This window comes from Eudoraea sp. (assembly GCF_039969275.1).
Taxonomy (GTDB): domain Bacteria; phylum Bacteroidota; class Bacteroidia; order Flavobacteriales; family Flavobacteriaceae; genus Eudoraea.
Window position 1 is genome coordinate 210,809 of the sequence record NZ_JBDVOC010000010.1, and the last position, 14,180, is coordinate 224,988.

The 14,180-nt window shown below is 37.6% G+C and carries 12 protein-coding genes and 1 tRNA gene; 9 read left to right on the plus strand and 4 right to left on the minus strand.

The window, feature by feature from the left end; all coding sequences use genetic code 11:
- Positions 1–241: 241 nt before the first annotated feature.
- Together ABJH90_RS08805 and ABJH90_RS08810 are read left to right on the plus strand one after the other, a co-directional pair.
- Complete coding sequence (locus tag ABJH90_RS08805) at positions 242–1,609, plus strand: TIR domain-containing protein (protein ID WP_348138440.1); 1,368 nt, start codon at positions 242–244, stop codon at positions 1,607–1,609.
- Positions 1,610–1,656: 47 nt separating this feature from the next.
- On the plus strand, positions 1,657–4,119 hold the full coding sequence (locus ABJH90_RS08810) for an ATP-binding protein (protein ID WP_348138442.1): 2,463 nt from the start codon (positions 1,657–1,659) through the stop codon (positions 4,117–4,119).
- 72 nt (positions 4,120–4,191) lie between these two features.
- Here ABJH90_RS08810 and ABJH90_RS08815 read toward each other — a convergent pair whose 3' ends face one another.
- The 3 genes from ABJH90_RS08815 to ABJH90_RS08825 are packed head-to-tail and all read right to left on the minus strand — an operon-like array spanning position 4,192 to position 7,865.
- On the minus strand, positions 4,192–4,839 hold the full coding sequence (locus ABJH90_RS08815) for a hypothetical protein (RefSeq protein WP_348138443.1): 648 nt from the start codon (positions 4,837–4,839) through the stop codon (positions 4,192–4,194).
- 25 nt (positions 4,840–4,864) lie between these two features.
- The gene (locus tag ABJH90_RS08820) at positions 4,865–5,257 is read right to left on the minus strand and encodes a TIR domain-containing protein (protein ID WP_348138445.1); all 393 of its coding nucleotides are present in this window, start codon (positions 5,255–5,257) and stop codon (positions 4,865–4,867) included.
- Between the two features lie 49 nt (positions 5,258–5,306).
- Entirely contained in the window at positions 5,307–7,865 is a 2,559-nt protein-coding gene (locus tag ABJH90_RS08825; protein ID WP_348138447.1) for an adenylate/guanylate cyclase domain-containing protein, read from the minus strand.
- 119 nt (positions 7,866–7,984) lie between these two features.
- Here ABJH90_RS08825 and ABJH90_RS08830 point away from each other — a divergent pair, with 119 nt between their 5' ends.
- Positions 7,985–8,398, plus strand: a complete 414-nt coding sequence (locus ABJH90_RS08830) for a LacI family DNA-binding transcriptional regulator (protein WP_348138449.1) — start codon at positions 7,985–7,987, stop codon at positions 8,396–8,398.
- 63 nt (positions 8,399–8,461) lie between these two features.
- Here the strand turns inward: ABJH90_RS08830 and ABJH90_RS08835 are convergent.
- Positions 8,462–8,535: transfer RNA gene (locus tag ABJH90_RS08835), tRNA-Pro, on the minus strand.
- Between the two features lie 510 nt (positions 8,536–9,045).
- Between ABJH90_RS08835 and ABJH90_RS08840 the strand changes: the two genes are divergently transcribed.
- The 6 genes from ABJH90_RS08840 (at position 9,046) to ABJH90_RS08865 (ending at position 14,178) form a co-directional block, all read left to right on the plus strand.
- On the plus strand, positions 9,046–10,185 hold the full coding sequence (locus ABJH90_RS08840; RefSeq protein WP_348138451.1) for a hypothetical protein: 1,140 nt from the start codon (positions 9,046–9,048) through the stop codon (positions 10,183–10,185).
- Positions 10,186–10,224: 39 nt separating this feature from the next.
- The gene (locus ABJH90_RS08845) at positions 10,225–11,490 is read left to right on the plus strand and encodes an ethylbenzene dehydrogenase-related protein (protein ID WP_348138453.1); all 1,266 of its coding nucleotides are present in this window, start codon (positions 10,225–10,227) and stop codon (positions 11,488–11,490) included.
- Positions 11,491–11,584: 94 nt separating this feature from the next.
- Positions 11,585–11,980, plus strand: coding sequence for a hypothetical protein (locus tag ABJH90_RS08850; protein ID WP_348138455.1), 396 nt, complete (start codon positions 11,585–11,587; stop codon positions 11,978–11,980).
- Positions 11,981–11,996: 16 nt separating this feature from the next.
- Positions 11,997–12,869 carry a DUF5777 family beta-barrel protein gene (locus ABJH90_RS08855; protein WP_348138457.1) on the plus strand — a complete coding sequence of 291 codons (873 nt, stop codon included), beginning with the start codon at positions 11,997–11,999 and terminating at the stop codon, positions 12,867–12,869.
- A gap of 43 nt (positions 12,870–12,912) precedes the next feature.
- Complete coding sequence (locus tag ABJH90_RS08860; protein ID WP_348138459.1) at positions 12,913–13,191, plus strand: hypothetical protein; 279 nt, start codon at positions 12,913–12,915, stop codon at positions 13,189–13,191.
- Positions 13,192–13,203: 12 nt separating this feature from the next.
- Complete coding sequence (locus ABJH90_RS08865; RefSeq protein ID WP_348138461.1) at positions 13,204–14,178, plus strand: 4Fe-4S dicluster domain-containing protein; 975 nt, start codon at positions 13,204–13,206, stop codon at positions 14,176–14,178.
- The last annotated feature ends 2 nt before the right edge of the window (positions 14,179–14,180 follow it).

Consider the following 14,180-nt stretch of genomic DNA (forward strand, 5'->3'; position numbering starts at 1 on the left):
CAGATTGCGATACTTTTATCTGATAAATTATTGATTTCAACCCACTTATGTTATTTTACAATACAATCTAATTACATTGTTTCTGTAAAAAAATAGCAGATACTTTATTTAAGCCACAACAGCGGCTGCTTATAATAGGAAAGAAAAGGAAAGTAATATGATAATTTAGTATCTTATTGATCAAATAGTCACAGATTTATTACGGCATCTGAATTAAATTATAATCAACCAAATTAAGATTATGGAGACAGAACTTGCAACTAAATATGAAGATTTAGAAGAAATAATAGAATACATAAACAATGGTACCTGTCTGGTAATTTTGGGCCCAAATTTATTAAAAGATAATGATGGCAATAGTATCAACGATAAACTAAATAATTACCTTACAACAAAGCTTCCTAGGAAGGTAACACAAACTGAAAATGAAGGATTTTTAAGTTTTGACGATAAAACAAGGGACATTAAAATTGAAGCACCTATTAAAAAGTTTTTTGAAGAGGCACTTCCGTCTAATGATATTTATGAAAATCTTGCGGAAATTCCATTTCCTTTGATAATAAATACGTCTCCGGATAAGACCTTGAATAAAGTATTTGATAAAAAAGGGAAGGGGTATGATTATGGGTTTTACCATAAAAAAGAAACTCCTCAATCAAGAATTAAAAAATATAATACTCAGATCTACAATATTTTTGGTGACTACGAACATATAAATTCCATGATATTAACCTATAAAGATCTGTTTGAATATTTAGAGAGTATAATGGGAACTAAGGAGCTTAAACTTAAAGATCAATTGAAGGAATTCAAGGTCGTCTTGTTTTTGGGATTCAGTTTTGAGAAATGGTATTTTCAACTTTTACTTTGGATTATGAAGGTGGACAATAAAGGCCTCCACTCGCACCTGATTGACCAAGAAAACCTTATGAAATTTTGCGAAGACGAATTTGATGTTGAATTTTATGATGATAAAAAAGCCGCCGAGATTATTGAAGGACTATGCATGGCAAAATCACAAGGGCTAATAGAGGATAAAGAAAATACCTATCAACCAGAACTATTCATTTCTTATGCCTGGGGAAAGGAAAGTGATAAAATAACAGAGAGCCTGAAAAAGCGATTACTAGAAGAAAATTTACGCGTTCTTATCGATAAGGACAACTTAGCCTATAAGGCCGACATTCCAGATTTTATGAAACGCATAGGAAAGACCGATGGAGCTGTTGTTGTGATAAGTAAAAAGTATTTGGAATCTATTAATTGTATGCGTGAACTCCTGGAATTACACAAAACATATAAAAATGAGGAGTTTTTGACTCGGATATTTCCAATTTGCCTGGAGGACGCTAATTTTTTTGATCGCAAAGAATTATTAAAATATGAACAAAAGTGGATAGTTAAAAAAGAAGATTTAGATAAGCAATATCAAGAAATAGGTCAATCTGCCGGAAAAGTACTCGATGAGGACTATGATTTTATAAAGGAAATAATAGAAAATTTTACAGACATCACCCTGATTCTTCGAAAAATAAACCTTTCCTCTTCTCAAAAGATGAAAGACACCAATTTTAAAGTGTTAATAGAAGATATAAAAAAGGTATTTTAAGGGAATATTAAAAAAACGTAGAGTCGTCCTTCGATAAGCCGCATTCAATGGAAAAACATTACAGATACCCGGGCACCCGACCTTTCTCAGTGAAGGACCGCGCATTGTTTTTTGGGAGAACTGAAGATATTAAGAAACTATCCCAACTTATTGTACTGGAAAAACTGGTGGTACTTGTAGGTAGATCAGGTTTTGGCAAGACCTCCTTATTGAACGCTGGGGTGATTCCAAAACTGATTGAGCAGGAACGGCATGTAGTCTTGAATATTCATTTGAAGGAGCAAGCGCGCAGTCCTATGGATTTGCTGTTACAACGCTTGGAGAGCCTAACCAATGAAAAAACTTTTTTATCAAATAAATTCAATATAGCTACTGAATTGCCGAAAGACCCAACGGCAAAATTATGGTATTACGCTAAGATCATTCAACTATTGCACGAAGGTGCTGAGGCAGTCTCCTTGATATTTGACCATTTTGAAGAACTTTTTGTTAAATACCCCAATCATGTGGACACCTTTAGTCAATCGATGGCTACAATGCTCAACTTTAGGTCTCCAAAATCCGTACGCGACCTGCTTACGCAAAAATTAAAGTCTGATAAGAATTTCTTCACCGAAACTGAAATAGAGCAGCTTCTGGCACCTTTAAACCTTAAGGTGGTCTTATCCTTACGGAATGACTATATGGGGGAATTAGACAGGCTTAAAAAGTTTTTGCCAGAAGTATTTAATTATACCTATGAATTATTGCCGCTGAGTGGGCCACAGACACTGGAAGCTTTGGTAAAACCTGCGCAGATGGAAGGTGACTTTTCTTCGCCTTCATTTACTTATACCCAGGAGGTTCTTGAGCATATCCTAAAAGGGTTGATGGATACTAAGAATAAACGATTTGAAGCCTTTCAATTGCAGCTGATTGGCCAGTACGCTGAAGAAAAAATCTCAAACAGAAAAAAAACGAACCCTGAAACTACTGAATTTCAATTTACTGTTAAGGATCTTTGGAAAAAGGATAAGAATATTGGGAATCTGGATCTTATTTGGGAGAAATATTACAATAAAATAATTGCCGGTCTACCAATAGGTAAAAGTCGTCAAAACTTAGTTAAGGATCCACTAAAACCTAAAAACCCCATAACCGTAATTAGAAAAAGTTTAATCAGCAGGCCTAAGGTAAAAAACTTCATTGAAACTGTGCTAATAGTGGAAGGCAACAGGGTGCCTGTAGATATAGTTACGATAGAAAAAAAACACAAAATACCTAAAATTATATTAGACAACCTGGAAGATAATCTTTTACTACGACCCTTTCTCAACTCCGTTGGCACTACTAGTTATGAATTAAGTCATGATACCCTCGTGGAGCCCATATTAATAAGTACAGAAAAGCGCCGCAAAAAGGAGAAAAGACTATTGTTATTTGCATTGGGATTTTTAGCCCTGTTAGTCCTGGTATTAGGGTCTTTGTTGGCAATTAAACCCATAGAAAAACCAAAATTACCAATAAGAAGAATAATAACATTTGATACAAAAGATACGATACCACCAGGCTCGCTGGAATTTACCATTGAAAAATATCCTTGTACACCTAATAACAAGGCCCATGTTACAGTCAGCGTATTGAATGGCTTAGAAGGGTATAGTTATGAAATAATACAACCAGACAACACTAAAATTGGGCCACAAGACCAGAATGCTTTTTTGGACCTCTCACAAATTGGTACCTATACCATTACTGTTACCGATGCCAGTGGAATTACAAAGACGGACACATTTAATTTGCCCGATGATTGTGAATCACAAGAAGAGAAAGTTATTGTTGATGAAAACCCACCAATAACATACTCAGTGGTCAAACAACCTATTAAAATTGACTCAGCTAGGCCACCAAATAAAGTAAAAAAGTTCCCCCCTAATATCGGAATTGCCGAGAAAGATAATAGACCCTGGTTTCACAGAATATTGAGAATAAAAGAAAAGATGAAGACTGAACCATGTGAAAGCAGTAAAGTGCGTAACTGGCGTTTTAATGACAATGAAGCACATCTTATCGGGATACGTATAACACCGGATTCAGTACATATAATACCAAATTCAGTTCAAACTCAAAGCCATGATTGGTTACTATTGGTCTTAGTAATAGCTGACAGGGTATTTTACTACAAAAGTACTACTCCCATGTTAAAGGAAGATTGTATGTTAGTAAGTCAGAAAAGATATGACCTGCGTGTTTCTCTGCAGCGTGAGCAACTATACAAGGATAGTTTAACTTTGGTTTCAAAGAGATTTAAAAACCCTGCAGGAGACGAAGATGTTGATATCCGAGATAATAAATATAATGATCCCTATAATATATTTGCCTCAAAAATTCAGAAAGAAAAACCAAAAATTGATGAAATCTACTTCACTTTTGTAGACGAGGAATATTTTGATGTAAATGACAGAATAGTAATCGAAAATGTATTTAATGATCCGAAAACCGAATATCTGTACCTGCCTTCTGAAATGTAGCTATTTTCTCCACTTTTGTAAGCTTTCAAAGAATAGATTTATTGTTGCAAATAAAACAGCGGGGTAGGGCGGTTAATTTTTATTGTCTTCTTCTTCCTGCAGGCATCGTGAAACTGTGGCGTACAAATCATCGGTCCCCCAAATAGAGAATATAACGGCTCTATTTAATAAAACAAAAAATAGAAAAATAGAAAAAAGTAAAATGGGCAACCATATATTTAAATAACAATAAAAATCCTTCCATTCTATTATTATTGTAATTATTTGAAATACTGACACCAATGCCAGAACCAGACTGCCAATAGCAAGGTTATGAGCCATTGCACAATACGTGAACCAGCGTTCTATATATTCAAAATTTTTGGGGCTTTTTTCACGGATTAGGATAAAATTATCTGAAACCCCCATTTCCACATTGTATTTTACCTTCATATCCAAATTATGCTTTTCCTTCTTTTTCTTCTTCTCTTTTTCCTTTTTGGGCCAAAGTTTTTTACCCAGGTTTTGGTATACGTATTTCCCAAAAGGGTTAATAGCAAAACCAATAATATAGGATATGATAATTATAACCGAACCTTTATCAGCTACTATCGCTGCCTTTGTATCCAGCCAGGGCATAAGGTCTGGAGGGGCATAAAATAGATATAATGAAAAAAAGATGATCATTCCTGGTATTACATGGCCAAAAACGTCATAGGTTAACTTAACAAGATCATTCATAGGATAAATCTATAATTATAATTAATCAATCTGTATAGGTGTAAATAGCGCCCATTTCCTTCATTGTTAACATATACTCCAGGCATTCTTCTGCACTATCAAATATCTTATACTTTTTAAACCTTAAATACGATTCTTCTGTAGCCCCTTTAAGTTTTATACCAATAATGTATTTATTCAGGGCCTCAGCTTTATTAAATTCCCAATTTACATGTTTACTTTCAAAAGTAGTGCTCCCCACTAAAAAGACTACATAATGTGCTATCGAAAATTTATCAGATACATTTTTTTTCCATTCAGGATTGCGGTCTGTTTCTTCTAATATAACAAGGGCATTTTGGGATTTTGTTTTTAATGTATTCATTACAGAAACACCCTCGTATTCATCAGTACTTCTAAAACATACAAACAAGTTCATGATTTCTTCCTCTTTCCTTAATTGTCAATAAGTTCGGCGTTTATATAATTTATAAACTTAATTGATACTTTGGGTTTTCTATCAGTTCCTTGAATTCATTTATATCCCTCAGGGGGTCCCAGAAAGGGTCTCTTTTGAGCAGTTCCATGGACAGGTGGCCATTTCTCTGGAGAAGAAACTCCAGTTTCTTTATAGCTTCATCGTACCTTCCGTTCATTGTCAGGATCCTGGCCATATCCAATTCCCTGTAGTATCCTTCAATAGCATCAACAGAGAAATTGATAATAGACAAGGCCTTGTTACCCGCTTTTACAGCTTCTTCTTTCAACCCTAGTCCGGCGTAAACAATTCCCAATGAACTATAGAGACGAGGATCATCGGGCAATTCCTTCAGTTTGTCTTCTAAAATTAGCCTGGCCTCCTGAAAATGAGTTGTTGCTAATTCCCTATTGGACATCATTAAATAAATAAGTCCGAGTTGCTGTGACCTCGGTATAAATTCATCTTCGTATACCAAAAATTCACTAGGAGAAGCCTCAATAATACGAATGGCTTCATCGTAGTTTCTTTCCAGGAGTTCAGTCTTACTCATAGTCATATACATCCATGGGTGGTCATCAGGATTTTTGTTTCTCGTAAATCTTCTGGCCTGCTCAATTTTTCCCGTAATTTGATATAGCTCCACAAGGCTGGAATAGCCATCGTCCCAGGAAGGATTCAGATCTAAAACAGTTGTATAATAGTCTTCAGCTTCTCCATATCTTCCGAGGATAACCAATGTATAGGCTGCGTTCGCTCTTTCATTCCATGAAGAAGGATTTAGTAAAATGGCACGGTCCAGGCTATTAAATGATTTTTCAAAGTTACCCATCCTTCGATAAATGTACCCTGTCCATGCATACAATTGGGAATTATTTGGGTATTCAGATCTTAACTTTTCGAAGATCGGTAGGGCTTTTCCATAATCCAGTTTACATTGATAATGATATTTACCGGCTTCTAGCCGGACCTCAAAATTGTCTGGATCCAGTGCAATAGCCCTATCTAAATACTGTTTTGTTTTCACAAGTAGCTCTTCCGTTCTGTTAAAACGGTACCAGTATGTTGATCTTGAGGTTGAGGCAAGCCCCACCCAGGCTAAGGTGAATGTTGAATCGATTTCAATCGCCTGCGAAAACATTTGAGCAGCAAACCGAAGATCTTCTTCCTCATTGCTTCTATTTCTGAAATCCATTCCTTTTAAGTAGTAGTCATAGGCTGTGAGGTTAGTAGTAGGAATGGTTTCAATGAGCGTCCGGTCTTTGACACTAATGGTCGTGTTCAATTCTTTTGCAACACGTTTAGCAATTTCGGTCTGGATAGTAAAAATATCACTGAGATCCCGGTCATAATTTTCTGACCACAGATGTTTATCTGAATTTCCCTGAATTAATTGAACAGTAATTCTAACTTTATTTGCTATACGCTGGATACTTCCTTCGAGGATGTACGATACGCCCACGTCCCTGGCAATCGATGGCGTGGATTTATTGGATTCCCGATATGCTTCCATGGTAGTTCTGGAAATTACTCGCATGTCCTTGATTTTTGCCAGGTGATTCAATATCGCCTCCTGCATTCCATCAGCGAGGTATTTTTGATCACTTCCGGGGCTCATGTCATCAAAAGGTATTACGGCAATAGATTTGTCAATAATTTCTGAAGCAACCTTTTCTTGTGTGCCCGGGGACCTGGGATAAAAGTATAATACAGCACTGGCGACAACTAACAATATAATTATTAAATTACTGGTAAGAGGTTTGCTCTGACTGCCTTTATTGGGATTCTGCCAGGATTGTTGCGAGCTGGTGCGGACGAAACCCTTTGGACTCCGTTCATAATTCCAGGCAAGGTACATTGCAATGAGGAAGCCCAGGACCAGTATTATTTGCAGGGCAGTTGATGACCAAATTGGCAAAGCTACCACTGTACCGACATATGGCAGTAACAACATCAAAAACAAGGAGAAGGCAAGATAAGTTATTGCAACCCTAATCACTCCGCGTCTCTGCACCGCAGCAAGGAATCGACCGGATATTTCTTTGTACTCTTCTACTTGAGGCACTGGTAAGCCAGAACCTTGTAAGGCATAAGTCCTGACGTTGTAAGCAACATTTTTTAACTTAATTTCCCCTAAATATTTAGCCTGAACATTTGTTTGACCCTTGATGGATTTTTCTATGTTATCTGAGATATAGATTCCTCCCGGATCAGCAATTGATTCAAGTCTTGATGCCACGTTAACACCATCCCCAAATATATCGTTATTTTCGATTGTTATATCACCCAGGTGGATTCCTATCCTTAACTTAGCGTTGATTTTAGACCTGGCGGATTCCTGAATCGCAATTGAGCAATTCACTGCATCCAAGGCACTATTAAAACTTGCCAGGGAACCATCTCCCATTTCCTTTAGCCACTTGCCATTGTACTGCTCAACCAATTGCTTCTGAATCTCCATGCTGAGGCGCAACAATTCGAGAGCCTTGTCAGTGTCTTTACCCATCAGGGCAGTATACCCAACGATGTCGGTAAACATAATGGCATTTAGCTGGCGTGTTTGTAACATGGCGGCAAATTACAAAAAAATACCATTCTCGTGCATTGAATTATTTCTTATCCGTTCTGCCCGTCAATTCTTTCCGGCAGTGCTTTGTTAGCTGCCTTTTCTTCCTTTAAATCAATTGGATGCCCACCTTAAAACAAATTGCAAAAGATCTTAGTATCTCGGTAAGCACCGTTTCTAGAATCCTTAACGGCAAGGGTAAAGAATGGAGAATAAGCGATGCTACCATGGCCTCCGTACTGAAATATGTCGAAGAGGTTGGTTATTCCCCAAACTTAATTGCCAAAGGGCTGCAAGCGTCTCAAACATTTACTATCGGCTTAATGGTGCCCGATATTGCAAATCCATTTTTCGCCACAATGGCAAAAAATATTGAAAAATGGGCCTCAAGAGCACATAATTCAATCATCCTTATTGATTCTGATAAGGATGTAGAAAAAGAGAAAATACAAGTGCTGAACATGATGGGTAGAAAAGTGGACGGACTGCGTTTCACCTTTTTTATTTCCTTCAGCTTACTAACAGGATTTAGATAATCCTAATAAACCCTCTGTGCAAATAAAAAAAGTGATTTGTTTTACAAATCACTTTTGGTTAAGTCGGGATGACAGGATTTGAACCTGCGACCACACGGCCCCCAGCCGTGTACGCTACCAGACTGCGCCACATCCCGAATTTATTTATCTTCTAATTTTTCTTTGTCATTAATAATCTCTCTCTCTGAAACCTTGCGACCATCCCGCTGCAAGTGGGGTATGCTACCAAGCCTGTCCCGATGAAAGCGGGAACTGCGCCACATCCCGAATTTATTTACCTTCTAATTTTTCTTTGTCATTAATAATATCTCTCTCTGAAACCTTGCGACCATCTCGCTGTAAGCGGAGTACGCTACCAGCCTGTCCCGCATTATGTGGGAACTAGCCATATCCCGAATTTAAGATCGCAAAAATAGCAAAGTTTATTTTAAATGCCCTGTCCTTTCCAGTTCTTATTTGGGTTCCAAAACATGTTTAGATTGTAACCTAAATTACCTAAATTTTTGCACCAAATTTTTATTGTTTTTTTTAATAGTCTGATTTTCAAGCTTTTAACATAAAAAAAACATGATATATGTCATAAATTATGTTTAGTTGCTGTCATAATTTTAACAGAAGATTAATAAACCGGTTAAATAGACAGTCTTATGAAAAATTTAAAATTATTAGGTTATCTGATGGTTTTTGCATCAGCTTTACTGTGTGTTCAATGTACCAGTGATCCTATTCCCGGAAAGGACGGGGCAGATGGAATACCTGGTATTGATGGAATTGACGGGGTTGACGGGGTTGACGGTTCTGCAGCCTCATGTATTGCTTGTCACTCAAATGAAAAAAGAGAACCAATTTATGAGGCCTGGTCTACCACCAAACACGCTACAGGCTTTACCTGGGGATTTTTTGGTACACGAGCCAGTTGTGCAGAATGCCACAACAACGAAGGCTTTATAGAATTCATAGAAACCGGAGAATCTAACCCTGATGGATATTCCGTTTCTAATCCACTAAATTGTAATGGTTGCCACAGCACTCACAGATCTTTCGATTTTGAAACCGACGGAAACGATTACGCGGTAAGAACGCTAGAAGAAGTTCCTTTAAGAAATTTAGAAAATATAGATTACACTATAGACTACGGAAATGCCAGTAACACTTGTGCAAACTGCCACCAACCAAGGAGCGATGCTCCAACTGGTGATATGGACGGTAAGTATTTACAAACAAGTTCACATTGGGGGCCACATCATGGCCCACAAACCGCCTTATTGGAAGGTCTCTTGGGTGCTTACAGCACGTTTACCCTGGTAGAAGCCATACCACCGGTACAGGTCGCAGCTCATAGACAAGGATCTTCTTGTATAGAATGCCATATGGGTGGCACTACAGACGGTTCTGATGGTCATACCTGGACACCTGCAGGAAATAATTGTGCTACTTGCCATCCTGGCTCTTCATTTGAGGAACTTAAAGTTATGGATGATCTGATAGCTGATTGGGAAACTTTAGGAGGTATTTTAGAAACTGTAGTCGGACAAGAAGTTGCTCAGGATTCATTAGGCGAATATTATCCAGTTTTTGAAGCCGATGGGGTTACACCTGTTCCTGTAGTAGGAATTGTTCACTTAGAAGATGGTGAATGGCATCCGCAAGTGGGACTTTTTGACTTAAAAGATGCTGAAGCTGCATGGAATTTCCTATTTTTTTATGAAGATAAAAGTGGTGGTGTTCATAACCCTGACTATGCCAGATCTATAATCACAAACTCATTAGCCGCATTACAGAATTAATTTTCTAAACAGAAAAGGCTTTAATTAATATTAAATTTTATGAAAAATTTTAAATTATTCGGATTCTTGCTGATGCTAGTATCAAGTTTACTGTTTATTCAATGTACTAGTGATCCTGTTCCGGGAGTTCCAGGAGCTGATGGTATAGATGGTCAAGATGGCCAAGATGGCCAGGACGGCCAGGACGGTGTTAGTACGGGTGCAGGCACAAGTACGACAGATTTATTGGCAAAAAGAGTATTTTCCGGTCCGTTGATTGATGGTGTTATAGATGTCGCTTGGGCCGACGCACAAATATTAATAGCTCCTACAGAAGTGCTTGATCCCCTAGGTGATGACGGGACACAGGTTTTTCGAGGATATGTGGGTCAAACTCAAGAATCTACTTTAAGAGCGCTTTATGACGATGAATACATTTATTTTTTAGCAGAATGGAAAGATGAAAAAAAGTCCACTACCAGGGATACTTGGTATTTTGATCCAGCAACAAGTCTTTGGGCACAAGAAAGTCGTTGGCCTTTGTTTGATGCAGCTGGTAATAAAACAAGAGATGCATTTTACGAAGATAAATATGCAATCCTTTGGGATGTTGACAATACTGTAGATGGCTGGCCTGAACAAACATGTTTTGCCACCTGCCATACTGGTTTATCTGAAGCGGACGGCTATGCTCGTCATTATACAGTAGCAGCTGGTCAATCTGTTGACATGTGGCACTGGAAACAGGCCAGAACTAGCTTTTATGAACAAGCTGATGACCAATACCAAGATGAGGTACAACCAAACGGAAGACATAGTGATGCCAATGCCGGACAAGCGCCTTATACTAACAACTCTCAAACTTTAAATAACGGAACTTCCGATGTTAGTGTACCATTGTATTTTATTCCAGGTAGGGAATATTATAACTGGATCACTATTGATGAAATCAATTCTGGAGAGGCTAAACTTATAACAGGTGTTGACGCTACAGGTATTCTTACCTATGACGGTGGTACTATTGATCCTAACACTGAGGAAGGTTATGAACGTGATGGTGAAACTACTGGTAAATTTGGTATGCCAAGTGTTTGGGTACAACCTTCAAATGGTAGTAGAGGAGATATTACTGCTGTAGGCGTATATACCGGTACAGGTTGGATACTTGAATTTAAACGTAAACTTTCAACCGGAGATACTACAGGAGCAGATGTTGATTTTTCATCACTACAAGATTTTCCTTTTGGAATCGCAACATTTAACAATGCAGCCATAGCACATGCCACTAAAGCATTTTTGACATTAAAATTTGAAGTAGAAGAATAACAATTAGATAAAACAGGCAATGACGGAAACTAAATTTTCAATTTCAAAATTTGATTTTGGTCATTGCCTTTAGTTACATTTTAAATTTCCAATTATGAAAAAAATATTAAAATTATTAAGCAAAGCAGCGGTCATAACTCTATTGCTTTCTTTATCTAGCTGTTATTATGACGAAATTGTGGAAGAAGTTATTCCCGATATACCCGAGGAAGAAGTTGTTTCATTTGCAACTGACATTCAGCCAATCTTTACTACTAGCTGTGCTTCATGTCATCCGACCATTGCACCTCCAGATCTAACAGTAGGTAATTCATATGGATCTATTATTGATGGTGGCTATATAATTCCAAATGATATAGATGCCAGTATATTATATCAAACCCTTATTACAACTAATAGTGGCGAACTGATGCCGCCAGCTGGTGCTTTACCAGCTTCACAAATAAACTTGGTTAAAACCTGGATTGAGCGAGGAGCTTTAGATAATTAAATTCAATACTATAGACATGAGATATATTAAAATAATACTTTATGCTTTTTCATTGTTACCATTATTGGTCGTTTCACAAGAAAAAGTAAAAGATACCACAGCTGTAAAGCTGGAAAGAGCTGCATTTGAAAGTGCATGGATCATTGATAACCCAACCAATGTACTCTACAGCAAAAATACGATGGAGATACAAATGGCTCACAGGTTTGGACTAATCAATGGAGGAACATCCGATTTGGCCGGGATTTGGGCAAATTCAAATATTAGAATTGGGGTTTCCTATGCCGTTCATGACAGAGTAACTCTGGGATTTGGCACTTCTAAATTTAACGTAATGCAGGATTTTAACTGGAAATTAGCCCTCTTAAGGCAAACCCGTACCAAAAAGGTTCCTGTAAGTGTTTCTTACTACGGTAATTTTGCCATTAATGCTGATAACAAACAACAATTTGCCACAGACCAGGCTCGATATTCCTATTTTCATCAGCTAATTATCGCCAGGCGGTTTTCGCCTAATTTTTCTATGCAGATTGCGCCCAGTATTTCACATTACAATGCGGTAGAGCCCAGAGTAAGGAACGACATGTTTGGCCTTGCCCTTAGCGGGCGGTACAAGGTAAGCCCTCAAACTGCCATACTGGTAGACATTAGTCTACCATTTACCCATCATTTATTTCCAGATGATGCAGATAGTCCAATCAAAGGTTTTGATCCCGAACCCGGATATGGTTTAGGGGTTGAATTCAGGACATCAAGCCACGCTTTCCAGCTAACATTTAGCAACTATCAAGGCATTTTACCACAATCAAATTATATGTATAATGAAAACGATTTCTTTTATGGGGATTTCTTAATAGGCTTTAATATTACAAGACTCTATAATTTTTAATCTGAATAAATCATAAAAACAGTATTGCTTAGACCTGAATAGTATGAAAGATAAATCCAAAAACCGGAAAAGAATATCAAGAAGACGAATCCTGCCCATATTGGGAGGTACTTTATTATTACCGCTTTTTGGATTTAACCAGGCACCCACTGAAGATGTGAAAATTTCTAAAGAAGATGAAGAATATGAAACCCTCTTAAAACCAGACGGCACCACCGTTAAGGTTAAAGTTAGTGCACTTAAAAGGTCAAAGATTGTAAAGAAAAACATTTCAAATACCTCCTTTCTTAGCTGGTTGGGAAAAAAATCTAATGTCATTTAAGTAATTCTGCTCATGGGAGATAATACAAAAAAAGAACGACGGAAATTTCTTGATAAGGGATTAAAACTTGGTATTGCGGCGGCCATTGGTGGTTTGGGCATCTCTAAAATCACTTCTAAATTAAATGCAAAACCCAATAATCATTCCGGTGATAAAATGGAATTAATGACCGTAGATGGAACTCTTGTAGAGATAGATTCATCCGAGGTTATGGAGGTACAGCATTCTGAAGACCATGATAAAAAATACAATGTAAGGGAAGGCATTCCCAACCGAAAATTTGTGATGGTCATAGATCTGGCAAAATGTAAAAATGCTCTAAAATGTGTAATTGCCTGCAATAAACACCATTATATAACAGGAGAGAATGCGTGGTTAAAAGTTCATAAGATGCAGGAATCAAAGGATACTGCACCTTACTGGATGCCAAGAACCTGTATGCATTGTGATCAACCAGCCTGCGTTACTGTTTGCCCGGTAGATGCCACCTTTAAAAGAAGAGACGGCCTTGTATTAATTGACAATGAACGCTGTATCGGATGCCGTTTTTGTATGGCTGCCTGCCCTTATTCTATAAGGGTTTTTAACTGGGAAGAACCTAAACAAGGTGAAATGAGTGAAATTACTATGCACCTGAGTGGTGAAACACCTTCTCCTGACTATGCCGGAATGCCTAGTCTAAAAGGTACAGTTGACAAATGTGATTTTTGTCCTCATACTATAAAAAACAATGAACTCCCTCATTGCGTTACGGCTTGTCCTAATGGCGTTTTCTATTTCGGAGACAAATATGAAGATACCGTTACCAATGGAGAGGAAACTTTACGTTTAAGTAAATTATTAACAGATAAAGCAGGGTATCGATTGTTAGAAGAATTAGGTACCGCGCCCAGTGTATACTATTTACCTCCGGTTGACAGGCTTGTGGATTTCGAAAAAGGTCTGGAAGATTACAATGAGTTCCAATCTGTTGAAAAACCTGAATAGCG